25 protein-coding genes are annotated in these 26,612 nt (G+C 55.9%); 20 read left to right on the top strand and 5 right to left on the bottom strand.

Annotated elements, in window-relative coordinates; translation table 11 throughout:
• The first annotated feature begins 87 nt into the window (after positions 1-87).
• The 3 genes from aegA (at position 88) to QQF33_RS19655 (ending at position 3,871) form a co-directional block, all read left to right on the top strand.
• The gene (gene aegA, locus QQF33_RS19665; RefSeq protein ID WP_285158456.1) at positions 88-2,064 is read left to right on the top strand and encodes a formate-dependent uric acid utilization protein AegA; all 1,977 of its coding nucleotides are present in this window, start codon (positions 88-90) and stop codon (positions 2,062-2,064) included.
• 66 nt (positions 2,065-2,130) lie between these two features.
• A complete protein-coding gene (gene nudK, locus QQF33_RS19660; RefSeq protein ID WP_285146844.1) occupies positions 2,131-2,703 on the top strand; it encodes a GDP-mannose pyrophosphatase NudK in 573 nt (190 codons plus the stop codon).
• A gap of 124 nt (positions 2,704-2,827) precedes the next feature.
• Positions 2,828-3,871: a DUF1176 domain-containing protein gene (locus tag QQF33_RS19655; protein ID WP_285149818.1), complete on the top strand. Its 1,044-nt coding sequence runs from the start codon at positions 2,828-2,830 to the stop codon at positions 3,869-3,871.
• A gap of 136 nt (positions 3,872-4,007) precedes the next feature.
• Here QQF33_RS19655 and QQF33_RS19650 read toward each other — a convergent pair whose 3' ends face one another.
• Positions 4,008-4,694: a helix-turn-helix domain-containing protein gene (locus tag QQF33_RS19650; protein ID WP_285158455.1), complete on the bottom strand. Its 687-nt coding sequence runs from the start codon at positions 4,692-4,694 to the stop codon at positions 4,008-4,010.
• A gap of 385 nt (positions 4,695-5,079) precedes the next feature.
• On the opposite strand from QQF33_RS19650, the gene QQF33_RS19645 reads away from it, so the two are divergent.
• The 8 genes from QQF33_RS19645 to QQF33_RS19610 all read left to right on the top strand — a co-directional run bounded on the left by QQF33_RS19645 (position 5,080) and on the right by QQF33_RS19610 (position 12,409).
• Entirely contained in the window at positions 5,080-5,643 is a 564-nt protein-coding gene (locus QQF33_RS19645) for a fimbrial protein (RefSeq protein WP_285146841.1), read from the top strand.
• A 74-nt stretch (positions 5,644-5,717) separates the two neighbouring features.
• Positions 5,718-6,254 carry a fimbrial protein gene (locus QQF33_RS19640; RefSeq protein WP_285158454.1) on the top strand — a complete coding sequence of 179 codons (537 nt, stop codon included), beginning with the start codon at positions 5,718-5,720 and terminating at the stop codon, positions 6,252-6,254.
• A 56-nt stretch (positions 6,255-6,310) separates the two neighbouring features.
• Complete coding sequence (locus QQF33_RS19635; RefSeq protein ID WP_285146927.1) at positions 6,311-6,964, top strand: fimbria/pilus periplasmic chaperone; 654 nt, start codon at positions 6,311-6,313, stop codon at positions 6,962-6,964.
• Positions 6,965-6,968: 4 nt separating this feature from the next.
• Entirely contained in the window at positions 6,969-9,581 is a 2,613-nt protein-coding gene (locus QQF33_RS19630) for a fimbrial biogenesis usher protein (protein ID WP_285158453.1), read from the top strand.
• On the top strand, positions 9,581-10,618 hold the full coding sequence (locus tag QQF33_RS19625; protein ID WP_285158452.1) for a fimbrial protein: 1,038 nt from the start codon (positions 9,581-9,583) through the stop codon (positions 10,616-10,618). Before QQF33_RS19630 ends, QQF33_RS19625 begins: the two co-directional genes overlap by 1 nt.
• Before the next feature lie 21 nt (positions 10,619-10,639).
• A complete protein-coding gene (locus QQF33_RS19620) occupies positions 10,640-11,179 on the top strand; it encodes a fimbrial protein (RefSeq protein ID WP_285158451.1) in 540 nt (179 codons plus the stop codon).
• The gene (locus QQF33_RS19615; RefSeq protein WP_285149824.1) at positions 11,176-11,694 is read left to right on the top strand and encodes a fimbrial protein; all 519 of its coding nucleotides are present in this window, start codon (positions 11,176-11,178) and stop codon (positions 11,692-11,694) included. The genes QQF33_RS19620 and QQF33_RS19615 overlap by 4 nt, the downstream gene beginning before the upstream one ends.
• Positions 11,687-12,409: a fimbrial biogenesis chaperone gene (locus tag QQF33_RS19610; protein WP_285158450.1), complete on the top strand. Its 723-nt coding sequence runs from the start codon at positions 11,687-11,689 to the stop codon at positions 12,407-12,409. Before QQF33_RS19615 ends, QQF33_RS19610 begins: the two co-directional genes overlap by 8 nt.
• 43 nt (positions 12,410-12,452) lie before the next feature.
• Here QQF33_RS19610 and tkt read toward each other — a convergent pair whose 3' ends face one another.
• Both tkt and tal read right to left on the bottom strand, forming a co-directional pair.
• The gene (tkt, locus tag QQF33_RS19605) at positions 12,453-14,441 is read right to left on the bottom strand and encodes a transketolase (RefSeq protein WP_285149826.1); all 1,989 of its coding nucleotides are present in this window, start codon (positions 14,439-14,441) and stop codon (positions 12,453-12,455) included.
• A gap of 19 nt (positions 14,442-14,460) precedes the next feature.
• Positions 14,461-15,411: a transaldolase gene (tal, locus tag QQF33_RS19600; protein WP_285149827.1), complete on the bottom strand. Its 951-nt coding sequence runs from the start codon at positions 15,409-15,411 to the stop codon at positions 14,461-14,463.
• A 292-nt stretch (positions 15,412-15,703) separates the two neighbouring features.
• Between tal and maeB the strand changes: the two genes are divergently transcribed.
• Positions 15,704-17,983 carry an NADP-dependent oxaloacetate-decarboxylating malate dehydrogenase gene (gene maeB, locus QQF33_RS19595; protein WP_282495474.1) on the top strand — a complete coding sequence of 760 codons (2,280 nt, stop codon included), beginning with the start codon at positions 15,704-15,706 and terminating at the stop codon, positions 17,981-17,983.
• An 88-nt stretch (positions 17,984-18,071) separates the two neighbouring features.
• Here the strand turns inward: maeB and hemF are convergent, their stop codons facing one another.
• Positions 18,072-18,971, bottom strand: a complete 900-nt coding sequence (gene hemF / locus QQF33_RS19590; protein ID WP_285158449.1) for an oxygen-dependent coproporphyrinogen oxidase — start codon at positions 18,969-18,971, stop codon at positions 18,072-18,074.
• Positions 18,968-19,843 carry an N-acetylmuramoyl-L-alanine amidase AmiA gene (amiA, locus tag QQF33_RS19585; protein ID WP_095282836.1) on the bottom strand — a complete coding sequence of 292 codons (876 nt, stop codon included), beginning with the start codon at positions 19,841-19,843 and terminating at the stop codon, positions 18,968-18,970. The genes hemF and amiA overlap by 4 nt, the downstream gene beginning before the upstream one ends.
• Before the next feature lie 212 nt (positions 19,844-20,055).
• Here amiA and QQF33_RS19580 point away from each other — a divergent pair, with 212 nt between their 5' ends.
• The 8 genes from QQF33_RS19580 (at position 20,056) to cysA (ending at position 26,529) form a co-directional block, all read left to right on the top strand.
• Complete coding sequence (locus QQF33_RS19580; RefSeq protein ID WP_047624910.1) at positions 20,056-20,481, top strand: GNAT family acetyltransferase; 426 nt, start codon at positions 20,056-20,058, stop codon at positions 20,479-20,481.
• Complete coding sequence (locus QQF33_RS19575; protein ID WP_285146831.1) at positions 20,468-20,917, top strand: DUF2919 domain-containing protein; 450 nt, start codon at positions 20,468-20,470, stop codon at positions 20,915-20,917. The genes QQF33_RS19580 and QQF33_RS19575 overlap by 14 nt, the downstream gene beginning before the upstream one ends.
• Positions 20,918-20,978: 61 nt before the next feature.
• Complete coding sequence (locus QQF33_RS19570; RefSeq protein WP_285158448.1) at positions 20,979-21,563, top strand: RpoE-regulated lipoprotein; 585 nt, start codon at positions 20,979-20,981, stop codon at positions 21,561-21,563.
• A 91-nt stretch (positions 21,564-21,654) separates the two neighbouring features.
• A complete protein-coding gene (locus QQF33_RS19565) occupies positions 21,655-22,554 on the top strand; it encodes a Dyp-type peroxidase (protein ID WP_285146829.1) in 900 nt (299 codons plus the stop codon).
• 166 nt (positions 22,555-22,720) lie between these two features.
• On the top strand, positions 22,721-23,737 hold the full coding sequence (locus QQF33_RS19560; protein ID WP_285154403.1) for a sulfate ABC transporter substrate-binding protein: 1,017 nt from the start codon (positions 22,721-22,723) through the stop codon (positions 23,735-23,737).
• On the top strand, positions 23,737-24,570 hold the full coding sequence (cysT, locus tag QQF33_RS19555) for a sulfate/thiosulfate ABC transporter permease CysT (RefSeq protein ID WP_100779371.1): 834 nt from the start codon (positions 23,737-23,739) through the stop codon (positions 24,568-24,570). Before QQF33_RS19560 ends, cysT begins: the two co-directional genes overlap by 1 nt.
• Positions 24,570-25,445 (top strand): sulfate/thiosulfate ABC transporter permease CysW, encoded by an 876-nt coding sequence (gene cysW, locus QQF33_RS19550; RefSeq protein ID WP_285150125.1) that lies wholly within the window; start codon positions 24,570-24,572, stop codon positions 25,443-25,445. Before cysT ends, cysW begins: the two co-directional genes overlap by 1 nt.
• Positions 25,435-26,529 (top strand): sulfate/thiosulfate ABC transporter ATP-binding protein CysA, encoded by a 1,095-nt coding sequence (gene cysA / locus QQF33_RS19545; RefSeq protein ID WP_282495467.1) that lies wholly within the window; start codon positions 25,435-25,437, stop codon positions 26,527-26,529. The genes cysW and cysA overlap by 11 nt, the downstream gene beginning before the upstream one ends.
• Positions 26,530-26,612: the final 83 nt, after the last annotated feature.

Here is a 26,612-nt window from a genome sequence, read left to right as displayed (position 1 = left end):
CTGGGCAAATGACCATTGCCTGGGACTGACGGGGTGGTCAATATTCATATAAAAAATAGGGTTAATGCTACCAGAACAGGTGCCTTTATGAATCGTTTTATTATGGCCGATAACCTGCAATGTATTGGCTGTCACGCCTGCGAAGTGGCCTGCGTGATGGCGCACAATGATGAGCAACACGTCTTAAGCCAGCGTCAGTTTGTCCCGCGCATTACGGTGCTGAAAGAGGGCAAACGACACAGCGCGGTCACCTGTCACCACTGCGAAAACGCCCCCTGTGCGCAAAGCTGCCCGAACGGTGCCATCGCCAAAACCCACGACAGCGTACAGGTGAATCAGCAAAAATGCATCGGGTGTAAATCCTGTGCTGTGGCTTGCCCGTTCGGCACGATGGAAATTGTGATCGCCCCCATGTCGGACGGTCAGGTCAAAGCCTCAGCGCACAAATGCGATTTGTGCCACGGCAGGCCGCAAGGCCCCGCGTGCGTGGCGAATTGTCCGGCAGATGCCCTGACGCTGGTTACGCCAGACGTGCTAAATCGGCTGGCAAAAGCGCGCCGTCTGCGTGCGGCCTGTCAGGAAGCGCAGCCGTGGCACAGCGTGGTAACAGAGGTGGTGTCACGGCAAAGCAAAATTCAGCAGATGCAGGCCCTGGCCGCGCGCGGTGAACCGGATAAGCTCTGCCCGCAGGAGCGCGCCGACAATTTCGACGAAATCTATCTACCCTTCAGCGCAGACCAGGCGCACCGCGAGGCGGCGCGCTGCCTGAAGTGCGGCGAGCACTCCATCTGCGAATGGACCTGTCCGCTGCACAACCACATTCCCCAGTGGATTGAGCGCGTCAAAGCCGGAGATATCGACGCGGCGGTTGAATTGTCCCATCAGACCAACTGCCTGCCGGAGATCACCGGGCGCGTCTGCCCGCAGGACCGCCTGTGCGAAGGTGCCTGCACCCTGCGCGATGAATCCGGCGCGGTGACCATCGGCAACATCGAACGCTACATCTCCGATCAGGCGCTGACCAAAGGGTGGCGGCCCGATATGAGCGGCGTCATGCCTGTCGACAAGCGTATTGCGATTATTGGCGCCGGTCCGGCGGGGCTGGCGTGCGCAGACCGGCTGATTCGCCACGGCGTGAGTGTGACGGTCTACGACCGGCACCCGGAAATTGGCGGGCTACTCACCTTCGGCATTCCGGCCTTCAAGCTGGATAAATCCCTACTGGCGCGGCGTCGGGAGATATTTACCGCGATGGGGATTCAGTTCGAACTGAACTGCGAAGTGGGTAAAGATCTGCCGATGTCCCAGCTGTTGAACGATTACGACGCGGTGTTTATCGGCGTGGGAACCTACCGCTCGATGAAAGCGGGTATTCCGCACGAAGACGCGCCGGGCGTGTACGACGCTCTGCCGTTCCTGGTCGCCAACACCCGTCATCTGATGGGGCTCCCGTCCCTGGATGCCGAGCCCTTTATCGACGTCGCCGGGTTAAACGTGGTGGTGCTCGGCGGCGGGGATACGGCGATGGACTGCGTGCGCACCGCGCTGCGCCACCAGGCGGCGAAGGTCACCTGTGCCTATCGCCGGGACGAGGCCAACATGCCGGGTTCCAAAAAAGAGGTCAAAAACGCCAAAGAGGAGGGGGCGTACTTTGAGTTTAACGTGCAGCCCGTCGAGCTGGTGCTGGACGAGACGGGTCAGGTCAACGGCATTCGCCTGCTGCGCACTGCGCTCGGTGAGCCCGATGCCCAGGGGCGTCGCCGTCCGGTCCCCGTCGAAGGCAGCGAGTTTGTGATGCCCGCCGACGCGGTGATCATGGCGTTTGGTTTTAACCCGCATTCGATGCCGTGGCTACAGGCGCAGGGTGTGAATGTCGATGGCTGGGGACGCATCGTGGCAAGCGTCGAGAGCCGCTATCGTTACCAGACCAGCCATCCGCAAATCTTTGCCGGAGGCGACGCGGTGCGCGGGGCGGATCTGGTGGTCACGGCGATGGCTGAAGGGCGGCACGCCGCGCAGGGGATGATGGACTGGCTGCACATAAAACAGCCCAAAATTCATTAAATCAGCGGGGCGACAAAGCGGATTTCAGGGCGTACTATGAATCACTCATTACGTCCTGGAGCCCGTATGAGCCTGAAAATTGAGATCATCAAAGATAAAATCCTCTCTGAAAACTATTTTGTCCTGCGCAACATTACCTACGATTTAACTCACAAAGGCGAAGTGGTCCGCCACAAGCGCGAAGTCTACGACCGCGGCAATGGCGCCACCATCCTCTTATACAGCCGTGAAAAGCAAACCGTCGTACTGATCCGTCAGTTCCGCGTCGCAACCTGGGTGAATGGCAACGCCGACGGACGCCTGATCGAAACCTGCGCCGGTCTGCTGGATAACGACGAACCCGAAGTGTGCATCCGCAAAGAGGCCATCGAAGAGACGGGCTTTGAGGTGGGGCAAGTCACTAAACTGTTCGAGCTGTACATGTCCCCTGGCGGCGTGACGGAACTCATTCACTTCTTTATCGCCGAATACACCGACGCGCAGCGCAGCCATGCGGGCGGCGGCGTCGAGGACGAGGCCATCGACGTGCTGGAAATTCCGTTCACTCAGGCGCTGGAGATGGTCAAAACCGGCGAAATTCGCGATGGTAAAACGTTGATACTGCTCCAGTATTTACAGCTCTCTGGGCTAATGTCTTGATTAATAAACTATCGGTAAATTGTCTTTCAGATAAATCTATCCGATAAATCCGATTGAGCAATCCCGGCAACGAAACGAACATACCGCCAGTTTTCGAGTTTCTGTTTCCGGGATTGTGCCTTTCATGCGCCACAGCATTCTTCTTATTTTATTCCTCAGCGTACTGTCTGTGCCTCTGGCCTGGGCGGCACCTGCACAGCAAGCGTTTTCCGACTGGCAGGTGACCTGCAACAACCAGAACTTTTGCGTTGCGCGCAATACCGGTGAGCATCAGGGGCTGGTGATGACCTTAAGCCGCAGCGCAGGGGCCAAAACCGACGCCAATCTGCGCATTGATTTGGGTGGGCTGGAAGCGTCGCCGGTGAAAGAAGCGCCCGTTGCACCTCGCCTGCTGCTCGATGGTCAGCCCCTGACGCTGGATGCGCTGCACTGGAAAATTACGCCGTGGCATCTGGTGACCGACGATACCGCGACCATCGCCGCATTCCTGAAAACCATTCAGGAAGGGGAGGCGTTGACGCTGAAAGGCGGCAAACAGATTATCTCGCTGGCGGGGCTCAAGGCGGCGTTGCTGTTCATTGATGCCCAGCAAAAGCGTGTGGGGAGTGAAACCGCGTGGATTAAAAAGGGCGACGAACCGCCGCTCAGCGTGCCACCGGCCCCGGCGCTGAAAGAGGTGGCGGTGGTCAACCCGACGCCGACGCCTCTGACGCATGAAGAGCTCAACGATCTGCTGGATTACGGCAGCTGGCGCATGAACAACAGCCAGTGCTCGCTGGACCCTAACCGCCGCGAAGTGCGGGTGACGGCCTTAACGGATGACAAAGCGCTGCTGATGATCAGCTGTGAAGCAGGGGCTTACAATACGGTGGATCTGGCGTGGCTGGTGTCGCGTAAAAAACCGTTCGCCGCCCGAACCGTGCGGCTGCGCCTGCCGTTTGTCTCGTCGAGCGAGAGCAGCGAGATGGAGCTGATGAACGCCCGCTTTGACGAGAAAAGCCGTGAGCTGACGACCCTGGCGTTAGGGCGTGGAATGGGCGACTGCGGGATCCAGACGCGCTGGCGTTTTGACGGCCAGCGTTTCCGTCTGGTGCGGTACGCGGAAGAGCCGAGCTGCGACAACTGGCACGGGCCGGACGCGTGGCCGACGTTGTGGATCACGCGGTAACGTTTTTGCCGCGGTCATGGGGTATGCTCAGCTCGGTTTCATCCATAATTTGCCTGTATGTGTTGTTGGAGTGAACATATCAAAAACAGGCAATTGCACAATTTTAATTATAGTCTCTATCTGCTTTACGATAGACTCAATAAAATTTCGGGAAATTCTTTATAATTCTTATCAGTTTTCCATACTGGATATCCACATACCCTCCATCACGCAAGTCAGCCAGAATTTTCATCATCGTGCTGCGGCTTATATGACTTCTTTCAATGATAAATTTAGCAATACCTGTTTTTAATCGTATTGATTCAGGTAATGCAGCAAGTTCGCAGAGAATCGCACACACAATTCCATAGGGGGTTTGATTGATGAGGCGATTACTGTACCTTACTTCCATATCAGAAATATAAGCATGATAGTTAAGAACATCACGTAGCAGATTGTGATTATTAATTATATCAATTGCCATATCCCTGGGCAGGGCATAGATATTACAGTCACCCACGGCGACATATTTGAAAACCTCTTCTTTAAAGCTGGAACCCAACAATCCAAATACAGATGGACCCTCTGCAGTGCCAAAGAGTATTCCTCCTGAGGACTTTCTGATAAAATTCATTTTTCCCTTTAATAACAAAATGACCGAAAGCCCGCCCTTATTTTTATTGAGAAGTTTCAGGTTGATAACACCTCCACCTTCCTGCATGAAGACCGGAGTCGCGGCTGGAAGCAACTTCTCAATGATTCGTTCCACCTCTGCTACAGGTTTTTCCAGGTTAAAGCAGGGATCTTGATAAACGGAAACGCAATTATGTAATGCCGATTTCATTACTCTCTCCAGATAACAGTTTCTAAAATTACAATGTCAGGTAAAACCTCTGCTAAAATAAGCAATATAGAATGATTCAATATTTTGGCTGTCGTATAAATACAGATTATTTTAAACGCATCATTCACTTATAACAAAGTATCTATAAATGTAGGGTGAAGTGTCTATAATTGGACGGGGTGCTGTACAAAAATGGTTTAAATTTTCTATTTGATTGAAAGTAAAAAACTGCATAATTATCGGCGTAACAAATACCTCGTCATGCCAAAAATATCATGAATTCCCTGGTGTTCATGTGACGAATTATTTGTGAGCACGAGCAATGGTTTAACAATTTTTAGGGCTATTAGTAGATAGCTTATTTAAATAATAAAGGACGATATACATGACTAGTTCACAAAAACTGAACACTTTATTCGCAGCAACCCTTTTGGCTTTATCAGGTTCTGCGCTGGCAGCGGGCACCTCAGTGACCGGTGGTCAGGTGCATTTTAACGGTACCGTTGTCGATGCCGCTTGTTCAGTGGACGAAGACTCCGTCGATTTTAACGTCGATATGGGCCAGGTTCGTACCGCGAAATTTGCAGGTGCAGACGGCAAAGTTGCACCGGGTACCGCGGCGAATCAGAAACGCCCATTCACCATCAAGCTGTCCGACTGTGACACCACTGTCTCCAAAAATGCCGCCATCACCTTCAGCGGTAACGCCCCTGCAGCTATGCCTACCGCTCTCGACAATACCGCCGGTGCGGGTTCAGCCGTGGGTATTGGCATTCAGCTGTATGACAATGTCGGTAAAGCTCTGGCTCTGGGAACGGCGTCTCCAGCCTATGCGCTGATTAATGGTGAAAACTCACTGGTCTTCTCTGCGGATTACATCACCACCGGCACCACGGTGAAACCAGGCGATGTGCAGGCCACCGCGACCTTCAACGTGACCTACTCCTGATCCTGAAAAACTGATTCAAGGATGAAAAAAACGCCAGGGACGGCGTGATGATTCTCTGTTTCAAGGACCTTAAGATGCCGTTTCAGACGCTTACCAGGCAGATGTTTCCTGTTGTCGGCCTGCTTTTGCTCGCCTGTAGCGCCGCCGCGGATGAAACCGGAGGGCTAATCCACTTTAACGGCAACGCCGTAGATGCTGCCTGTGCGGTGAATGCCCAAAGCAGCGACCAGACCGTCGAAATGGGCCAGGTACGTAAAGAGGCCTTCAACGGCGTGGGCAGTTGGGCCGATCCTATTGGTTTCACCCTGACCTTAACTGACTGCAACTCCGCCGTCAGCCAGTCTGCCGGGGTGGCATTTCAGGGCGTTACCGACAGCCACGATCCTCTGGTTCTCGCCATCACTGACGGACCCGGTTCAGCCATCGGCGTCGGTCTCGGGATCTATGACGAACAGGCCAATCTGGTTGTGCCCAACAGTGCTCCACGTTCTTACAAGACCCTGATTGACGGCCAAAACGTCCTGCATTTTATCGCCAAATACCGCGCCACAGCGCGCATCGTCGCCGGTGATGCCAGCGTGGTGGCGAATTTTATCGTTATCTATCCGTAGTTATTGAGGTGAATGTGTTGACTCATCGTTTTATTCAGCCCTTCGCATTAACGGCGATGATGCTCTGTGTCAGCCACACGGCCTGTGCCGGTGGCGTCTCTCTCGGCGGCACCCGGCTTATCTATCCGGCGGGCAGCAGCCAGGTTTCCATGTCGGTCAACAACAGCGATGACAACGCCGTGTTTTTGATCCAGAGCTGGGTGGAAGATGAAAACGGCGCAAGAAGCCCGGATTTCGCAATTACCCCGCCGCTGTTTGTCATTCAGCCGCAAAAAGAAAACACTCTGCGGGTAATGTATATAAGCGCGAAAAACCTGCCTGCCGACCGTGAAACGGTCTACTGGCTGAATATGAAGGCTATCCCTTCAGCTGCCGCGGACACTAAAGGCAAAAACACGCTCCAGCTGGCGGTGCTGAGCCGGATCAAGCTGTTTGTGCGGCCGAAAAATCTGCCGATTAAATCGGTGGATGCACCGGCGCTGCTGCGCTTTCATCGCGTGGGCGCACAATTGTCGATTAAAAACCCGAGCCCCTATTACGTAACGCTGGTGCAGTTTACCGTCGGCGGCGAAAAGCTCCCCAACACCATGGTGCCGCCCAAGGAGAGCCTGACGGTTCCGGTTCCGGACAACGCTCAGGGTGAGATAGTCTTTCAGACGGTCAGCGACTTTGGCGCTAACACCGCCGGACAAAAAGGCATAATGGAATAGCATTATGCGAACGAGAATGGACACTCCGTTAACTCCGCCGACGCGTGCCTTCCTCCGTACGCCGGGATGGCGGCAGATAGTGCTGTTGACGTTGGTGTTTTCTCCTGTGACACGGGCGGATAACTATTTCAACCCTGCCTTTTTGTCGGACGATCCGTCGGCGGTCGCCAGCCTTAAACGCTTTGAAAAAGGCAACGGTCACGGGCCGGGGAAATATCGCGTCGATATCTATCTGAACGGGACGTTCGTCTCGACCGAAGACGTCGAGTTCAAAGCGCCTGCCAACAAACAGGGCGATGTCGCGCCCTGCCTGACGCGCGTGCGGCTGGACGCGCTCGGCGTTGAGATGAAAGCGTTTCCGGATATCGCCGCTATGGCGAAAGATGCCTGTGTGCCGCTGGCGACGATGATCCCCGACGCTCGTACCGATTTTGATTTTGAGCAGCAGCACCTGAACATCAGCCTGCCGCAGGCGGCGATGAAGCAGAGTGCGCGCGGCTATATCCCGCCGGAACAGTGGGACGACGGCATCACCGCGCTGCTGCTGAATTATGATTTCACCGGCAGTAACAGTTGGGGCGATAGCGTCAGCAACAGTTATTACCTCAATCTGCAAAGCACGCTGAACATCGGGCCGTGGCGGCTGCACGACTATTCATCCGGCACCTACGACGGGGGGCAGGGCGACGGCAGCGCCAGCCACTGGGAGCACATCAGCACCTACCTGCAGCGCAACATCATCCCGCTGAAGGGAGAGTTGACCGTCGGCGACAGCTATACCCCGTCAGACGTGTTCGATAGCGTCGGTTTTCGCGGTGTGCAGATAGCTTCTGACGACAATATGTTGCCCGACAGCCTGCGCGGTTTCGCGCCAACGGTGCGCGGTATCGCCCGCAGCAACGCCAAAGTGACTGTCAAACAGAACGGCTACGTCATCTACCAAACTTACGTCTCGCCGGGTGCGTTTGAGATCAACGATCTCTACCCGACCTCATCGAGCGGCGATATGGACGTGGAAATTGCCGAAACCGACGGCAGCAAAACCACCTTCTCGGTGCCTTATTCCGCTGTGCCGCTGTTACAGCGCGAAGGGCGAATAAAATATGCCGTGACCGCCGGGCAGTATCACACCAATACCGCCGATCAGGATGACCAGAATTTCGCCCAGGGCACTCTCATTTGGGGGCTGCCGTACGGGATGACGGCCTACGGCGGTATGCAGCACTCGGAAAACTATCAGGCGGAGAGCCTCGGGCTCGGGCTGAACCTCGGCGATATCGGCGCGTTTTCAGCCGACCTGACCCAGGCCAACAGTACGCTTGCCGACGACAGCAAACACAGCGGGCAATCATTGCGCTTTCTATACGCCAAATCGCTGAACTCGACGGGCACCAACTTCCAGCTGCTCGGCTATCGCTACTCGACGCAGGGCTTTTATACCCTGGATGACACCACCTACACCCAGATGAGCGGCTATACCATCGACACCCAGGACGGCAAAAAAGACGTCGAGCCGGACTGGACGGACTATTACGACCTCTACTACAGCAAACGCGGCAAAATACAGATCAACATTTCGCAGCAGGTCGGCAGCAACGGGTCGGTGTATGTCACCGGTAGCCAGCAAAGCTACTGGAATACCAGCGAAACCGACAATCTGTGGCAGGTGGGCTACAGCGGTAACCTGAATGACGTCAGCTTTAACCTGAGCTACAGCTACAACAAAGCGATGGGCCAGCCGCAGGCCGACCAGCAGTTTGCGTTGGGCATCTCGCTGCCGCTCGGAAAATGGCTCGCCTCTGGCGATAACAGCGACGTGAGCAACCCTCTCAATAACGCTTACGCCACCTACAGCAACAGTACCGATAACCACGGCAAAATGACCCAGTCGGCGGGCGTCAGCGGCACGCTGCTCAGCGACAACAACCTCAGCTACACGGTGCAGCAGGGCTACGCCAATCAGGGCGATGGCACCAGCGGTAACGCGTCGCTGAACTATCAGGGCGGACTCGGCAACGGCAACATCGGCTACAACTACGGCGCAGGCTACCAGCAGGTGAACTACGGCCTGAGTGGGGGGATCGTCGCCCATGCCAACGGCATTACCCTGAGCCAGCCGCTCGGCAGCACCAATGTGCTCATTAAAGCGCCGGGTGCCTCGGGTGTGGATATTGAAAACAGCACCGGGGTGAAAACCGACTGGCGCGGCTATGCCGTCGTACCGTATGCCACCACCTACCGCCAAAACCGTATCGCGCTCAATACCGATACGCTGGGCGATAAAGTGGATATCGACAATGCCGTCGTTGACGTGGTGCCAAGCGAAGGCGCGCTGGTGGTGGCGAATTTCGCAGCCCACACCGGACTGCGGGCAATGGTGACGCTAATACACAACAACAAACCGGTGCCGTTTGGTGCCACCGTCAGCCGCAGTGACGGCGGCAACTCGACCCTCGTCGGCGACGACGGCCAGGCCTATTTGATGGGACTGCCATTGACCGGGGAATTAACCGTCCAGTGGGGGGATGACGTTAAAGAACAGTGCAAAGCGACATACCAGCTTGCCGAGAGTGAAATGAATAAACCGATTAGTCTGTTTACCCTGAGGTGCCAGTAATGAGAGTCTTTTCTGTTATTTTTCTGCGATTTTTATTTGGCGCTATTTTATTGATCGGTAGCATCGATAATGTCTGGGCAAGCGAAGGCCCCTGTTACCCCTCCCCCTCAACACATCAATTTCATTATAATTTTGGCACCTATGCAATATCGGATATAAATTATAATCACCCCGGTGTATTTATTCAGAACGTTTACCACTGGCACAGTGGCGATAACTATCAAGGTTACTGCGATTGCACCGGAAATAGTATGACTGATGTAAAATATAAAACGATAACCTCTCTGGCTAATGGGCATACCTCTGGCTTTTATAAACTCAATGAGTACCTTGAATTTTCTATGGATATTCTTTTAGTTAATGGTGATAGCCAGAATTTCGTTCCCATCCCATGGAATAATGTTGCTAACCACTGGATTGAGCCATGCTATGTAGCTCACAGTGTTCATCAGTGGACCACAGGCTCCGAGGGGAAGCTATCGCTCTATATTGCTAAAGCTTTTATTGGTGAAACAGTCATTATCGATGAAAAACTTGTTGATATTTACGCCACCCGCGTGAGCGGCAATTATGGAAATACCCCTATGGCTTCCGTTTATATGGCAGGCATAATAACGGCACCGCAAAAGTGTGTTATTAACGCGGGGCAGATGGTGACGGTTAATTTTGGCAATATCCCCGCAGCGAATTTTACCACCAAAACGCAAGCTCCGACTGGCTATTCGCCTAAAACAATCAGCACGGCCATTAAATGCACCAACGTTGATGCCTATGCCAATCTGACAGTGCGCTTTCAGGCGGACGCGTCTCCAGACTACGCCAGTGCAATTAAAACGAATAACCCTGACATCGGGGTCATTATGATGGATACCAATGGCAAACTGACCCTCCCAAATTCAGGTCTAATTCCATTTCATCTGGATGGAAATGCTGAAGCTACGGTGACATTTAAAGCCACGCCCGTCAGCACCACCGGTAAAATTCCAGGCTTAGGCAAGTTCACCGCTCAAGCTTATATCCGTGTTGACTATGCCTGATGAGGAGTTAAAGGTTTACTTATGAAAAAAATCATTAGCGTTTTCGCGGGACTATTTTTTATTTCACCGATGCTGGGCTGTCCCGCGTACGCAGATTTAGCACAAATCAACCTGACAATGACGGGTACCATTGTGGACAGCACCTGTGACATCGATACCAACAGTAAAAACCAGACTGTCCATATTGGTTCATTTGCCACCACAGATTTTAAATCAGTGGGCAGCGTCAGCGTTGATGCGCCTTTTACAATCGTATTAAAAAAATGCTCATCAATGATTAAAAATGCCGGCATTTTATTCACGGGCACAACCGGCTCAGACCCGACGCTGCTTTCATTAACGGACACCAGCGGGGGCGGGAATATAGCATCGGGGGTCGCTGTCCAGGTGCTGGATAAAGATAAGAAGCCTGTTGCCATTAACAGTTCATCGCCGCTGAATTACGCTTTAAAAAGCGGCGACAATACACTTAATTTTTCCCTGCGCTACAAGTCCACTCTGGCGACAGTGACACCGGGAAACGCAACTGCTGTACTTTATTTTTCGGTGGAGTATCCATGATGAATCACATCGGGCCGCTCTCTTTTTGTCTGTTGACGATCCTCACCCCCCCTGTAACCGTTGCCTACGATGGCAAGGTGAATATCACGGGTGATATTCATACGGTGACCTGTGCGGTAACCACCAGCGATCTTAAAGTCACTCTGGGTGAAGTCTATTCCACCGCCTTTACAGCGTCCGGCGATAGCAGCGATCTCATTCCGTTCTCCCTTGGGGTTAAGGATTGCTCAGCGGTCAGCAACGTGACCGTCACATTCACCGGCATTGCCGCGGTGAAAGGCAGTCCGCTGGTAGCCCTGGACTCCGCGCCGGGCACGGCCACCGGCCTGGGCGTGAAGATTCTGGACGATACAAAATCTACTATCGCCGTAAACAGCACCAGCCACTCCTATCCTGTTAAGGCCGGAGCCACAACGGCGACGTTAAATTTTTACGCGCAGTTCACTTCCTACAGCACAAAAGTGACCGCTGGCCCCGCCTCTGCCACCGTCACCTTCAACATGACCTATGAATAAAATGAACAAAAGCTTCCCGTTACTGGCTTTATTTTGCAGTTTCACCGTCCACGCGGGAATCGTGATTAACGGCACGCGGTTTGTTTTTCCGGAGGTAGCGGAGTCTCTCACTGTTGATATGAACAACACGGCGACAACGGACTTTCTGGTACAGACCAAAATCAGCCCACTTCAGGGGAACACGATTTTTGTCGCCACGCCGCCGCTGATGATGGTCGGCGGCGGACATGCCGGAAAGATCCGTATCATTCGCACTGGTGGCATTTTACCCGCCGATCGTGAAAGCCTGTTTTACCTGACCATTGCGGCAATTCCGGCGGGCAGACCAGAGGCCAACAGTCTGCAAATTGCGGTAAAGTCTCGGATGAAACTCTTTTATCGTCCTGCGGGGTTAAATGAAGGGGCTGATTTGGCCTATCAGAAATTGCAGTGGGAAATGAATGATGGGGCGCTACAAGTCAGCAATCCTACGCCTTATTTTGTTACGCTCAGTCAGCTTAAAATTAATGATCAGCCTGTAGAACAAAGGAATATGGTCGCCCCCTTTAGTTCGCTAAAAGTGTCGGGGTGCCACGAAAGTGCTTCATGCCAGGTACAATGGCAAAGTCTGAATGATTACGCCGCTTTAATGCCAGTCCGTAAAACCTCAGTTGCACGCTCTCATCCCAACCTTCTCCCCCAGCAGAAGGAGAAAACCAGGGAAGATGAGCGCTGAACGCTCCCCTCTCCTCTGGGAGAGGGGAGCACAACAAGGCGCATTACATCACGCCTAACGCCTTCTCAACCACGTTCTCAACCGTAAAGCCAAAATACGGGAACAGCTTATCGGCAGGTGCCGATTCACCGTATCCCGTCATCCCGACAATCGCCCCTTTCAGACCGACATATTTGTACCAGTAGTCGGCAATCCCCGCCTCGACGGCCACGCGCGCCGCGACGTTGGACGGCAGCACTGATTCGCGATACGCCTCATCCTGCGCATCAAAAATATCCGTGGAAGGCAGCGACACCACGCGCACTGCGTGCCCTTCGGCGGTGAGTTTCTCCGCCGCTTTAACGGTGATTTCAATCTCGGAGCCGGTGGCAATCAAAATCACATCCGGCTTGCCGCCGCTGTCTTTCAGGATATACCCGCCGCGGGCGATATTTTTGACCTGCTCCGGTGAGCGCTCGATCTGCGCCAGGTTCTGCCGCGAGAGGATCAGCGCCGTCGGGCCGGTGTGGCGCTCCACCGCCAGCTTCCAGCCGACCGCCGCCTCGACCTGATCGCACGGCCGCCAGGTGCTGAAGTTTGGCGTCAGGCGCAGGCTCGCGAGCTGTTCCACCGCCTGGTGCGTTGGCCCATCTTCGCCAAGTCCGATGGAGTCGTGGGTATAAACCATAATCTGCCGCGCCTTCATCAGCGCCGCCATACGCGCCGCGTTGCGGGCATACTCGACAAACATCAGGAAGGTGGCGGTATAAGGGACAAATCCACCGTGATGGGCGAGGCCGTTGGCAATTGCGGTCATGCCGAACTCACGCACGCCGTAGTGGATGTAGTTCCCGGAGATATCCTCTTTCAGCGATTTCGAGCCGGACCAGATGGTCAGGTTACTCGGGGCCAGATCCGCCGAGCCGCCCAGCAGTTCTGGCAGGATGGGGCCAATGACGTTGAGGGTATTTTGTGAGGCTTTACGGGTGGCGATTTTCGCCGGATTGGCCTGTAAATCTTCGATCAGCGCCTGCGTTTTTGCTTCCCACTCTTGCGGTAGTTCCCCGCTCATACGGCGGGAAAACTCTGCTGCCAGATCGGGATGCGCTTTTTTGTAGGCACTGAATTTTTCGTTCCACGCCTGCTGCGCCTTCTCGCCGTCCGCGCGCGCGTCCCAGGCTTTGTAGATCTCTTTCGGGATCTCAAAGGCCGGATATTTCCAGCCCAGTTTCTGCCGCGTCAGGGCCACTTCCTCTTCGCCCAACGCCGCGCCGTGGGCCTCTTCTTTACCCGCTTTGTTTGGCGAGCCGAAGCCGATCACCGTGCGACAGATAATCAGCGACGGTTTGTCCGTCACGCTCTGCGCTTCAAGAATCGCTCTCTTTATGGCTTCCGGGTCGTGGCCGTCGATTTCATGCACCACGTGCCAGTGATAGGCCTCGAAGCGTTTTGCCGTATCGTCGGTAAACCAGCCGTCGGTTTCCCCGTCGATGGAGATGCCGTTGTGATCGTAAAAACCGATCAGTTTGCCGAGTCCCAGCGTCCCCGCCAGCGAGCTGACCTCGTGGGAAATCCCCTCCATCAGACAGCCGTCGCCCATAAACACGTAGGTGAAGTGATCGACAATCTCATGGTCCGGGCGGTTAAACTGCGCGCCCAGCGTGCGTTCGGCAATCGCCAGCCCGACCGCGTTCGCCAGCCCCTGGCCGAGCGGGCCGGTGGTGGTTTCGACGCCCGGCGTATAGCCCAGCTCCGGGTGGCCCGGCGTTTTGGAGTGCAGCTGACGGAAGTTTTTCAGCTCCTCTAACGGCAGGTCGTAGCCGGAGAGATGCAGCAGGCTGTAGAGCAGCATCGAGGCGTGGCCGTTGGAGAGGATAAAGCGGTCGCGGTCATACCAGGTCGGGTCGGTCGGGTTGTGCTTCAGAAAGTCATTCCACAACACTTCGGCGATATCGGCCATGCCCATCGGCGCGCCCGGGTGGCCGGAATTGGCTTTTTGTACCGCATCCATGCTGAGGGCGCGAATGGCATTGGCTAGCTCTTTACGGGACATAGTTCACTCCATGGCATGATTAAAGTTTGGCGGCGAGAAGATCTTCCAGTTTGCGCTGGTCAACGGCGAACAGGCGAATGCCTTCGGCCAGTTTATCCACGGCCATCGCGTCCTGATTATGTTCCCAGCGGAACTCGGCTTCGGTCAGCGGCTTTGGTTTTGGCAGGACGGTAGAAGTTGGGATCAGCTTGCGCACCACCGGCTCTTCTTTGTCCTGCAGATCTTTCAGCAGATTGGGCGAGATGGTCAGACGGTCGCAGCCCGCGAGGGCGAGGATCTGCTCGGTGCGGCGGAAGCTGGCGCCCATCACGATGGTCTCGTAGCGGTGCTGCTTAAAGTAATCGTAGATATTGCGCACCGATTTCACGCCCGGATCTTCATCCACCACGTACGGGTCCATCGGCTGTTTTGCCTGATACCAGTCGTAGATACGCCCGACAAACGGCGAGACGAGGAACACGCCCGCTTCGGCGCAGGCGCGCGCCTGGGCAAAGGAGAACAGCAGCGTCAGGTTGCAGTTGATCCCCTCTTTTTCCAGCACTTCGGCGGCGCGGATACCCTCCCAGGTGGAGGCGAGCTTGATCAGAATGCGCGATTTATCGATGTCCTGCTCCTGGTACAGCTCGACCAGGCGACGCGCTTTGGCGATGCTCTTTTCTTTGTCGAAGGAGAGACGCGCGTCCACCTCCGTCGAAACGCGGCCGGGAATACTTTTCAGAATTTCCGCACCGATATTGACCGCCAGTTTGTCGCTGGCCTCCGCCACCTTCTGCTCCTGCGTTTTACCGCGCTGTTTGCCGTAGGCGATGGCGTCGTCGATCAGGTGGCTGAAGTGGGCGAGGCCCGCCGCCTTCAGCAGCAGCGACGGGTTGGTGGTCGCGTCCTCCGGCTGGTAGTGGCGGATGGACTCGATATCGCCGCTGTCGGCGACAACCGTAGTGAATTTTTTGATGCCGTCTAATTGGTTCATGAAAATAACTCCTTAGAAATAAAGGACTCAGGCGAGTGCGTTGGTTCACACTTCTGCGAAATACATGACGTACTTAACAAAAAAGCATAGCAGACGGGGGAGGCATTGCTTTCGGGAGTGGGTAACATGGCTGTTATAAATTGATAACAAATTTTGCTCCGCGATGGTGAGACTTTGGCAGCCTTCAAAGTTTGCGCCGTCCGCAGGGGCGATACTAAGCGCCACTCCAGGGTGAGCATCAGGAACGTGAGTACGCCACCCTTTTTGATCGATACGTGAAAGGAACAATAAGATGGATGATCAGTTAAGACAGAGTGCCCTCGATTTTCATCAATTCCCTGTACCGGGCAAAATCCAGGTTTCCCCCACTAAGCCACTCGCCACCCAGCGCGACCTGGCGCTGGCCTATTCACCGGGCGTCGCCGCGCCGTGCCTTGAGATCGAAAAAGATCCGCTGGCCGCTTACAAATATACCGCGCGCGGCAACCTGGTGGCGGTGATCTCCAACGGCACCGCGGTGCTGGGGCTGGGCAATATCGGCGCACTGGCCGGTAAACCGGTGATGGAAGGGAAGGGCGTACTGTTCAAGAAATTCGCCGGTATCGACGTGTTTGATATTGAAGTGGATGAGCTGGACCCGGACAAATTTATTAACGTGGTGGCCGCACTGGAGCCGACGTTTGGCGGCATTAACCTCGAAGACATCAAAGCGCCGGAATGTTTCTACATTGAGCAGAAACTGCGTGAACGTATGAACATTCCGGTGTTCCACGATGACCAGCACGGGACGGCGATCATCAGTACCGCAGCCATTCTGAACGGCCTGCGGGTGGTCGAGAAAAACCTCTCCGATGTGCGCATGGTGGTCTCCGGGGCAGGTGCGGCGGCGATCGCCTGTATGAACCTGCTGGTGGCGCTCGGCATGCAGAAGCACAACATCGTGGTGTGCGATTCGAAAGGGGTTATCTACAAAGATCGCGAGCCGAACATGGCGGAAACCAAAGCCGCTTATGCGGTAGAGGATGACGGCAAACGCTCGCTGGACGACGTGATCGACGGAGCGGATATTTTCCTCGGCTGCTCCGGCCCGAAAGTGCTGACCCCGGAGATGGTCAAGAAAATGGCGCGTGCGCCAATGATTCTGGCGCTGGCGAACCCGGAGCCGGAAATCCTGCCGCCGCTGGCAAAATCCGTGCGTGAAGATGCGATTATTTGTACCGGGCGTTCCGATTACCCGAACCAGGTCAACAACGTCCTGTGCTTCCCGTTCATCTTCCGCGGCGCGCTGGACGTGGGTGCGACGGCAATTAACGAAGAGATGAAGCTCGCAGCGGTCCACGCCATTGCCGAGCTGGCCCATGCGGAGCAGAGCGAAGTGGTGGCCTCGGCGTATGGCGATCAGGATCTGAGCTTTGGCCCGGACTACATCATTCCGAAACCGTTCGATCCGCGCCTGATCGTCAAAATCGCGCCAGCCGTGGCGAAAGCGGCGATGGATTCCGGCGTGGCGACGCGTCCGATTGAAGACTTTGACGCCTACATCGACAAACTGACCGAGTTCGTCTACAAAACCAACCTGTTTATGAAGCCGATCTTCTCCCAGGCGCGTGCCGACGCAAAACGCGTGGTGCTGGCCGAAGGCGAAGAGGCGCGCGTGCTGCATGCGACGCAGGAGTTGATCACCTTAGGTCTGGCGAAACCGATCCTGATTGGTCGTCCGAGCGTGATCGAGATGCGCATCCAGAAACTCGGCCTGCAGATTAAGCCGGGCGTGGATTTTGAGATCGTGAATAACGAATCGGATCCGCGTTTCAAAGAGTACTGGAGCGAGTACTACGCGATCATGAAACGTCGCGGGGTAACGCAGGAGCAGGCGCAGAAAGCGGTCATCAGCAACACCACGGTGATCGGCGCGATCATGGTTCATCGCGGGGAAGCCGACGCGCTGATTTGCGGAACGGTGGGTGACTATCACGAGCACTTCAGCGTGGTGCAGGAGATCTTCGGCTATCGCGACGGCGTGCATACGGCGGGGGCGATGAACGCGCTGCTGCTGCCTAGCGGCAACACCTTTATCGCCGATACCTACGTCAACGACGATCCGACGCCGGAAGAGCTGGCGGAGATCACGGTGATGGCGGCAGAAACCGTCCGTCGTTTCGGTATCGAACCGAAGGTGGCGCTGCTGTCGCACTCTAACTTTGGCTCATCCAAATCAGCCGCGGCCTGCAAAATGCGCCAGACGCTGGAGCTGGTACGTGAGCGCGCGCCAGAGCTGATGATTGACGGTGAGATGCACGGCGATGCGGCGCTGGTGGAGAGTATCCGCAACGAGCGGATGCCGGACAGCCCGCTGAAAGGCTCGGCGAACGTGCTGATTATGCCGAACGTGGAAGCGGCGCGTATCAGCTATAACCTGCTGCGCGTGTCGAGTTCGGAAGGGGTGACCGTTGGGCCGGTGCTGATGGGCGTGGCGAAACCGGTGCATGTGTTAACGCCGATTGCGTCCGTGCGTCGTATCGTCAATATGGTCGCATTAGCGGTGGTTGAGGCGCAGACGCAGCCGTTGTAAGAGGGGAGTCGTCTGTGTTGTCGGGTGGCGCTGCGCTTACCCGACCTACTTAACCCGTAGGCCGGTGCAAGCGTAGCGCCGCCCGGCGTTAAACCCAGTCGCGGACTTTCAGAAACTCACTCAAGGCAGCCTCCGGGCTGCCTTCTTTTGGCTCGAAATTGTATTCCCAGCGCACCAGCGGCGGCATCGACATCAGAATCGACTCCGTGCGCCCGCCGGTCTGCAGGCCAAACAACGTCCCGCGATCCCACACCAGGTTGAACTCCACATACCGCCCGCGACGATAAAGCTGAAATTCGCGCTCGCGCACGCCGTAATCGGTATCTTTGCGTCGTGCAACAATCGGCAGGTACGCGTCCGTATAGCCCTTGCCCACCGCCTGCATAAAGGCAAACGCGGTGTCAAAATCCGGCGTATTCAAATCGTCGAAGAACAGCCCGCCAATTCCGCGCTGTTCGTCCCGATGCTTGAGGTAGAAATAGTCGTCGCACCACTTTTTGTACTTCGGATAAACGTCCTCGCCAAACGGCTGACAAATATCGCGTGCGGTGCGATGCCAGTGGACGGCGTCCTCTTCGAATCCGTAATAGGGCGTTAAATCGAAGCCGCCGCCAAACCACCACACCGGATCGGCACCCGGTTTCTCGGCGATAAAAAAGCGCACGTTGGCGTGGCTGGTGGGCACAAACGGGCTGTGCGGATGCACGACCAGCGACACGCCCATCGCTTCGAAGCTGCGTCCGGCGAGCTCCGGGCGATGCGCGGTGGCAGACGCAGGCATCGCGTCACCGTGGACGTGAGAAAAGTTAACGCCTGCCTGCTCAAACACGCCGCCGTTACGCAGCACGCGACTGCGCCCGCCGCCACCGGCTTCGCGCTGCCAGTTATCTTCCTGAAATTCGCCGCCGTCGACGGCGGCCAGCTGCTGGCAAATCTGATCCTGCAGGTGCAGCAGAAACGCTTTGACCTGCTGAGAGTTCGGTTTCATTTACGTCTCGACGAATGCGCTTTTTGATTATCAAACCAGTTGAAATAACTGATCACCCCGGAGGCGATGGCGTTGGCGATTTTCTGACGAAACGCCGTGGTGCCGAGCAGACGCTCTTCGTCCGGGTTAGTAATGAATGAAGTTTCCACCAGCACGGACGGGATCGACGGCGATTTGAGGACCACAAACGCCGCCTGCTCCGTACCTTTACTGTGCAGGCGATGCACTGGCTTGATCTTCTTTAAGATGTGCGAGCCGAGCGTCAGGCTGTTTTTGATGGTGTCGGTCTGGACCAGATCGAACAGCACCTGCTGTAACAGGTGATCTTTATCGGTGGTTTTTTTGCCCGCCACTTCGTCCGCGCGGTTTTCGCGATCGGACAAGTATTTCGCCATGGCGCTACTCGCTCCGCGGTTGGAGAGGGCAAACACCGATGCGCCCGCGGCGCTCGGATTGGTAAAGCCGTCGGCGTGGATCGACATAAACAGATCCGCGCCGTGCTGGTGGGCAATTTCCACGCGATCGTACAGCGGGATAAAGGTATCACCGCTGCGCGTCAGGCGCGCGTCGATGCCGTTGGCGCGTAAAATCGAGCGCACGTTTTTGGCGATCGCCAGCACCACATGTTTCTCTTTCGAGCCGTTACGGCCAATCGCGCCGGTGTCGATCCCGCCGTGGCCCGGATCGAGCATCACCACGCGTTTGGCGCCCGCTTTCTTCGCCTTAGGCTTACTGTGCCCATTGCTGGTTTTCAGGGTACTGTCGTCTTTGGCCTGCGCCTGGGCGATGCCGGTTAACGTCAAGGCCGCCAGCCCCGCTTTGAGTACCTGACGACGCGATGTGAGTGTTTTTAAAGGTTTGAATGTGCTCATGCGGCCTGAATTGTAAAAAATGGGGTCCTGGTGTTATATCGTATCGCGTTTTACGTTACGACAGTCCTTGTTGAGAATTGTTTTACTTTTCATTTCAATACGTGACAGAGTGACATTATGCCAAAATTTTGGACATTTTTCGCCGCTTATTGGCTAATGGCGGCGTTCGCGCCATAATCACTGTTTTTAAACCCAAAAAGGCGGTTAATACCATGGAGATACGCGTTTTTCGCCAGGAAGATTTCGAAGAGGTCATTACCCTTTGGGAACGCTGCGATCTGCTGCGTCCGTGGAACGATCCGGAAATGGATATCGAACGTAAGGTCAATCATGACGTTAGCCTGTTTCTCGTCGCAGAAGTGAATGGCGAAGTGGTGGGCACGGTGATGGGCGGCTACGACGGGCATCGCGGCTCGGCCTATTATCTCGGCGTCCACCCGGAATATCGCGGGCGTGGCATCGCCAATGCGCTGCTCAATCGCCTGGAAAAGAAACTGATCGCCCGTGGCTGCCCGAAGATTCAGATTATGGTGCGCGAAGACAACGACGTGGTATTAGGGATGTATGAGCGGCTCGGGTATGAGCATGCCGATGTTCTGAATTTAGGGAAGCGCCTGATCGAAGATGAAGAATACTGAGTTTCACCCGGCGCACTATGACAGCCAGGGCCGCGTCAGATTGCCATTTCTGTTCTGGTGTGTGCTTCTGCTCCAGGCGCGAACCTGGGTGCTGTTTGTGGTGGCGGGGGCGTCGCGCGATCAGGGAAATACGCTGCTGAATCTGTTCTATCCCGACCACGATAACTTCTGGCTCGGGCTGTTGCCCGGCGTGCCGGCGGTGCTGGCGTTTTTGCTTAGCGGTCGGCGGCAGCATTTTCCGCGTGTCTGGTATAGCCTTCGTTGGCTGCTGATCCTCGCGCAGGTGGTATTGCTGTGCTGGCAGCCTCTGCTCTGGTACTTCGGTGAGCCGCTGAGCGGGATCGGGATTTCGCTGGTGGTGGCGGATATTGTGGCGCTGTTGTGGCTCCTGACGCATCCTCGTCTGCGCGCCAGTTTCGCCATCGAAAAAGATTAAAGGCACTTTTTATCGATGCTGCACTCCAACAAGCGTTGAATTAACAAGAAAGGACGTTTCAATGAAATCGCTGCGTTTAGTTTTATGCGCTTTGCCGCTGGTGTTAACCGGGTGTTCAACGCTCTCGTCAATCTCCTCCATCAACTGGTCGGCGGCCTATCCGTGGAACTGGTTTGGATCCTCATTCGAAGTGACCGAGAAGGGCGTCGGGAACATTAACGCAATGACCGCGCTGGACCAGGACGCCATCCAGTCAGAACTCAGCAGCGACTACCGCCTGCGCAGCGGCATGAAAACCGAGAATGGCACCATCGTGCACTACTTCGAAGCGCTGAAAGACGACAAGCTGGCGCTGATCATCAACGGCGATAAAGGCACTGTGAACCGCATTGAGGTGCTGGACCGCGATGTGGAAACCGATACCGGCGTTAAAGTGGGTACGCCGTTTAGCGACCTGTATCAGAAAGCGTTCGGCAACTGCGAGAGCGCGGTGGCGGATGAGAAAGTGGCCGTCGAGTGTAAGGCCAAAGACAGCCAGCATATTAGCTATCTCTTCACCGGTGAGTGGAGCGGCCCAGAAGGGCTGATGCCTGCGGACGACACCCTCAAAAACTGGAAAGTGAGCAAGATTATCTGGAAGCAGTAATTTGCGCCTGAACAAACCGCCTCGCTGAAATCCAGGTATAATACCCGCCATCAATGCCACGATATCGTGGCATCTTTTTTCAGGAGGAGCGATGTCTCAGGTTCAGAGTGGCATTTTGCCAGAACATTGCCGCGCGGCGATTTGGATTGAAGCCAATGTGAAAGGGGATGTGGATGCCCTGCGTGCGGCCAGCAAAGTATTTATCGATAAACTGGCGACCTTCGAGGCCAAATTCCCGGACGCGCATCTCGGCGCGGTGGTGGCGTTTGGCAACAACGTCTGGCGTCAGCTGAGCGGCGGCGAAGGCGCTACCGAGCTGAAAGACTTTATCCCTTACGGTAAAGGCCTGGCGCCAGCCACCCAGTACGACGTGCTGATCCATATCCTTTCCCTGCGTCATGACGTGAACTTCTCCGTGGCCCAGGCGGCGATGGAAGCCTTCGGTGACAGCATCGAGGTCCAGGAAGAAGTACACGGTTTCCGCTGGGTGGAAGAGCGAGATCTGAGCGGCTTCGTCGACGGCACCGAAAACCCGGCAGGTGAAGAGACGCGTCGCGATGTGGCGGTAATCAAAGACGGCGTGGATGCGGGCGGCAGCTACGTTTTCGTCCAGCGCTGGGAGCATAACCTCAAGCAGTTGAACCGCATGAGCGTGCACGATCAGGAGATGATGATCGGTCGCACCAAAGAAGCTAACGAAGAGATCGACGGCGACGATCGCCCGGTGACCTCTCACCTGACCCGCGTGGATCTGAAAGAAGACGGCAAAGGACTGAAAATTGTCCGCCAGAGCCTGCCGTACGGCACGGCGAGCGGCACCCACGGCCTGTACTTCTGCGCCTACTGTGCGCGTCTGTACAACATCGAGCAGCAGCTGCTGAGCATGTTCGGTGACACCGACGGCAAGCGCGACGCCATGCTGCGCTTCACCAAACCGGTGACCGGCGGCTACTACTTCGCGCCGTCCGTTGAGCGTCTAATGGCTCTGTAATTTTGTAGGCCGGGTAAGCGTAAGCGCCACCCGGCATTAACACTCCTCATCCTTATTCCCTTTTCTGCTGCTAAATCACCAAACGGTATATAAAACCGTTACTCCTTTCGTACCCGTTATAAATATTATGGCAATAAGTTAGTCATCACATTTATAAGGGTGCGCAATGGCCGTTACTGTACTGAAAAAAGGATATCTGGCGCTGGCAGCTTCCATGCTGTTGGTCGCGCAGGCGCAGGCGACTGAGCTGCTCAACAGTTCCTATGATGTCTCCCGCGAACTGTTTGCCGCCCTGAATCCACCGTTTGAACAGCAGTGGGCGAAAGAGAACAACGGCGACAAGCTGACCATCAAGCAATCTCACGCGGGCTCCTCAAAGCAGGCGCTGGCGATTTTGCAGGGGCTGAAAGCCGATGTGGTGACCTACAACCAGATTACCGACGTGCAAATTTTGCATGACAAAGGCAACCTGATCCCGGCGGACTGGCAGAGCCGTCTGCCGAACAACAGCTCGCCGTTCTACTCCACCATGGCGTTCCTGGTGCGTAAGGGCAACCCGAAGAATATCCACGACTGGAACGATCTGGTGCGCTCTGACGTGAAGCTGATCTTCCCGAATCCAAAAACCTCCGGTAACGCGCGCTATACCTATCTCGCCGCCTGGGGTGCAGCCGATAAAGCGGACGGCGGCGATAAAGCCAAAACCGAGCAGTTCATGACTCAGTTCCTGAGAAACGTTGAAGTGTTCGATACCGGCGGTCGCGGGGCGACCACCACCTTCGTGGAACGCGGTCTGGGCGACGTGCTGATCAGCTTCGAGTCGGAAGTGAACAACATCCGTAAACAGTACGAAGCGCAGGGCTTCGAAGTGGTGGTGCCGAAGGTCAATATCTTTGCCGAGTTCCCGGTGGCGTGGGTCGATAAAAACGTTAAAGCCAACGGCACCGAGAAAGCGGCGAAGGAATACCTGAACTATCTCTACAGCCCGCAGGCGCAGACCATTATCACCGACTATTACTATCGCGTGGCGAACCCGGACGTGATGAACAAGCTCAAAGACAAATTCCCGCAGACCGAGCTGTTCCGCGTGGAAGACCAGTTTGGCTCCTGGCCTGAGGTGATGAAAACCCACTTCACCACCGGCGGTGAGCTGGACAAACTGTTGGCGGCGGGGCGTAAGTAATGTTTGCAGTCTCCTCCAGACGCGTGCTGCCCGGCTTTACCTTAAGCCTCGGGACCAGCCTGCTGTTCGTCTGTCTGATTTTGTTGTTGCCGTTAAGCGCGCTGGTGATGCAGCTCTCTGAGATGAGCTGGGCGCAGTACTGGGAAGTGATTACCAATCCGCAGGTGGTGGCGGCCTATAAAGTCACGCTGCTGTCGGCGTTTGTGGCGTCGATTTTTAACGGCGTGTTTGGCCTGCTGATGGCGTGGATCTTAACCCGCTATCGTTTTCCGGGCCGTACCCTGCTGGACGCCCTGATGGATCTGCCTTTCGCGCTGCCGACGGCGGTCGCCGGTTTGACCCTGGCGTCCCTGTTCTCGGTGAACGGGTTTTACGGGCAGTGGCTGGCGCAGTTCGACATCAAAGTGACTTACACCTGGCTTGGGATCGCCGTGGCGATGGCCTTTACCAGCATCCCGTTTGTGGTGCGTACCGTGCAGCCCGTTCTCGAAGAGTTAGGGCCGGAATACGAAGAGGCGGCGGAAACCCTCGGCGCGACGCGCATTCAGAGTTTCTGCAAAGTAGTGTTACCGGAGCTCTCTCCGGCGCTGCTGGCCGGTGTGGCGCTGTCGTTTACCCGCAGTCTCGGCGAGTTTGGCGCGGTGATTTTTATCGCCGGGAACATCGCGTGGAAAACCGAAGTCACCTCGCTGATGATTTTTGTGCGCTTGCAGGAGTTTGACTATCCGGCGGCGAGTGCGATTGCCTCGGTGATCCTGGCCGCGTCGCTGCTGCTGCTGTTCTCGATTAACACTCTGCAAAGTCGCTTTGGTCGACGTGTGGTAGGTCACTGATGGCGGAAGTTACTCAATTGAAGCGCTACGACGCACCCCGCATCAACTGGGGAAAATGGTTTCTGATTGGCACCGGCGTGCTGGTGTCAGTGTTTATTCTCGTTGTGCCGATGGTCTACATCTTCGTGCAGGCGTTCAGCAAAGGGATTATGCCCGCGCTGCAAAACCTGGCGGACCCGGACATGCTCCACGCGATTTGGCTGACGGTGATGATCGCCCTGATTTCCGTGCCGGTGAATCTGGTGTTCGGGATTTTGCTGGCGTGGCTGGTGACGCGCTTTGACTTCCCTGGCCGTCAGCTGTTGCTGACCTTGCTGGATATCCCGTTTGCCGTCTCGCCGGTGGTCGCCGGTCTGATCTATCTCCTGTTTTACGGCTCGAATGGCCCGCTCGGCGGCTGGCTTGACGAGCACAACCTGCAAATCATGTTCGCCTGGCCGGGCATGGTGCTGGTGACGGTATTCGTGACCTGTCCGTTTGTGGTGCGTGAGCTGGTGCCGGTGATGTTGAGCCAGGGCAGCCATGAAGACGAAGCGGCGATCCTGCTGGGCGCATCCGGCTGGCAGATGTTTAAACGTGTGACGCTGCCGAACATTCGCTGGGCGCTGCTGTACGGCGTGGTGCTGACCAACGCCCGCGCGATCGGTGAGTTTGGCGCGGTGTCGGTAGTTTCTGGCTCGATTCGCGGCGAAACCCTGTCGCTGCCGCTACAGATTGAATTGCTGGAGCAGGACTATAACACCGTCGGTTCCTTTACCGCCGCAGCCCTGCTGACGCTGATGGCTATTTTGACCTTGTTTTTAAAGAGTGTGGTGCAGTGGCGTTTAGAGAATCAGGAAAAACGCCTGCAGCAGGAGGGAAATCATGAGCATTGAGATTGCCAATATTAAGAAGTCTTTTGGTCGCACCCAGGTGCTGAACGATATCTCACTGGATATCCCATCCGGCCAGATGGTGGCGCTGCTTGGCCCATCCGGCTCCGGTAAAACCACGCTGCTGCGTATCATTGCCGGGCTTGAGCATCAGACCAGCGGGCACATTCGCTTCCACGGAACCGATGTCAGCCGTCTGCATGCCCGCGATCGTAAAGTCGGTTTTGTGTTCCAGCACTACGCTCTTTTCCGCCACATGACGGTGTTCGACAACATTGCCTTTGGCCTGACCGTGCTCCCGCGTCGCGAGCGCCCGAATGCCGCGACCATCAAAGCGAAAGTGACCAAACTGCTGGAGATGGTGCAGCTGGCCCATCTCGCCGACCGTTATCCGGCGCAGCTTTCCGGTGGACAGAAGCAGCGCGTGGCGCTGGCTCGCGCCCTGGCGGTAGAGCCGCAAATCCTGCTGCTCGACGAACCTTTTGGCGCGCTGGACGCCCAGGTGCGTAAAGAGCTGCGTCGCTGGCTGCGTCAGCTCCATGAGGAGCTGAAATTCACCAGCGTCTTCGTGACTCACGATCAGGAAGAGGCGATGGAAGTGGCCGACCGCGTGGTGGTGATGAGCCAGGGGAATATCGAACAGGTTGATGAGCCGGAACAGCTGTGGCGCGAGCCGGCGACCCGCTTCGTGCTGGAGTTTATGGGCGAAGTGAACCGCATGCAGGGCAATATCCGCGGCGGACAGTTCCACGTCGGCGCGCACCGCTGGCCGCTGGGCTACACGCCTGCCCATCAGGGACCGGTCGATCTGTTCCTGCGTCCGTGGGAAGTGGACGTCAGCCGTCGCACCAGCCTCGATTCTCCGCTGCCGGTTCAGGTGCTGGAGGCGAGTCCGAAAGGTCATTACACCCAACTGGTGGTGCAACCCTTGGGCTGGTACACCGAGCCGCTGACGGTGGTGATGCGCGACGAAGAGGCGCCGTCCCGCGGCGATCGCCTGTTTGTCGGTTTGCAGCATGCCCGTATCTATCACGGCACCGAGCGCATCGAGTCGCGCGAGAGTCTTGCTCTGGCGGAGTCGGCCTGATAGGTTAATTAGACGTGGTATTTGCCGGGTGGCGCTGCGCTTACCCGGCCTACAAAGCGATCCCTGTAGGCCCGGTAAGCGAA

Origin of the sequence: Lelliottia wanjuensis, from assembly GCF_030238365.1 — a bacterium.
In the GTDB taxonomy this organism is placed as follows: Bacteria; Pseudomonadota; Gammaproteobacteria; order Enterobacterales; family Enterobacteriaceae; genus Enterobacter; species Enterobacter wanjuensis.
This window is presented reverse-complemented; position numbering and strand designations above follow the sequence as displayed.

Coding starts and splice junctions, on each gene's coding strand:
- QQF33_RS19635 (WP_285146927.1), top strand. CDS start 6,311: ATGATGCTCTGTGTCAGCCACACGGCCTGTGCCGGTGGCGTCTCTCTC.
- cysT (WP_100779371.1), top strand. CDS start 23,737: ATGTTTGCAGTCTCCTCCAGACGCGTGCTGCCCGGCTTTACCTTAAGC.
- QQF33_RS19650 (WP_285158455.1), bottom strand. CDS start 4,694: ATGAAATCGGCATTACATAATTGCGTTTCCGTTTATCAAGATCCCTGC.
- cysW (WP_285150125.1), top strand. CDS start 24,570: ATGGCGGAAGTTACTCAATTGAAGCGCTACGACGCACCCCGCATCAAC.
- QQF33_RS19565 (WP_285146829.1), top strand. CDS start 21,655: ATGTCTCAGGTTCAGAGTGGCATTTTGCCAGAACATTGCCGCGCGGCG.
- QQF33_RS19640 (WP_285158454.1), top strand. CDS start 5,718: ATGCCGTTTCAGACGCTTACCAGGCAGATGTTTCCTGTTGTCGGCCTG.
- tkt (WP_285149826.1), bottom strand. CDS start 14,441: ATGTCCCGTAAAGAGCTAGCCAATGCCATTCGCGCCCTCAGCATGGAT.
- QQF33_RS19610 (WP_285158450.1), top strand. CDS start 11,687: ATGAATAAAATGAACAAAAGCTTCCCGTTACTGGCTTTATTTTGCAGT.
- QQF33_RS19615 (WP_285149824.1), top strand. CDS start 11,176: ATGATGAATCACATCGGGCCGCTCTCTTTTTGTCTGTTGACGATCCTC.
- nudK (WP_285146844.1), top strand. CDS start 2,131: ATGAGCCTGAAAATTGAGATCATCAAAGATAAAATCCTCTCTGAAAAC.
- QQF33_RS19630 (WP_285158453.1), top strand. CDS start 6,969: ATGCGAACGAGAATGGACACTCCGTTAACTCCGCCGACGCGTGCCTTC.
- hemF (WP_285158449.1), bottom strand. CDS start 18,971: ATGAAACCGAACTCTCAGCAGGTCAAAGCGTTTCTGCTGCACCTGCAG.
- QQF33_RS19575 (WP_285146831.1), top strand. CDS start 20,468: ATGAAGAATACTGAGTTTCACCCGGCGCACTATGACAGCCAGGGCCGC.
- QQF33_RS19620 (WP_285158451.1), top strand. CDS start 10,640: ATGAAAAAAATCATTAGCGTTTTCGCGGGACTATTTTTTATTTCACCG.
- cysA (WP_282495467.1), top strand. CDS start 25,435: ATGAGCATTGAGATTGCCAATATTAAGAAGTCTTTTGGTCGCACCCAG.
- QQF33_RS19570 (WP_285158448.1), top strand. CDS start 20,979: ATGAAATCGCTGCGTTTAGTTTTATGCGCTTTGCCGCTGGTGTTAACC.
- amiA (WP_095282836.1), bottom strand. CDS start 19,843: ATGAGCACATTCAAACCTTTAAAAACACTCACATCGCGTCGTCAGGTA.
- QQF33_RS19560 (WP_285154403.1), top strand. CDS start 22,721: ATGGCCGTTACTGTACTGAAAAAAGGATATCTGGCGCTGGCAGCTTCC.
- tal (WP_285149827.1), bottom strand. CDS start 15,411: ATGAACCAATTAGACGGCATCAAAAAATTCACTACGGTTGTCGCCGAC.
- QQF33_RS19625 (WP_285158452.1), top strand. CDS start 9,581: ATGAGAGTCTTTTCTGTTATTTTTCTGCGATTTTTATTTGGCGCTATT.
- maeB (WP_282495474.1), top strand. CDS start 15,704: ATGGATGATCAGTTAAGACAGAGTGCCCTCGATTTTCATCAATTCCCT.
- QQF33_RS19655 (WP_285149818.1), top strand. CDS start 2,828: ATGCGCCACAGCATTCTTCTTATTTTATTCCTCAGCGTACTGTCTGTG.
- QQF33_RS19645 (WP_285146841.1), top strand. CDS start 5,080: ATGACTAGTTCACAAAAACTGAACACTTTATTCGCAGCAACCCTTTTG.
- QQF33_RS19580 (WP_047624910.1), top strand. CDS start 20,056: ATGGAGATACGCGTTTTTCGCCAGGAAGATTTCGAAGAGGTCATTACC.
- aegA (WP_285158456.1), top strand. CDS start 88: ATGAATCGTTTTATTATGGCCGATAACCTGCAATGTATTGGCTGTCAC.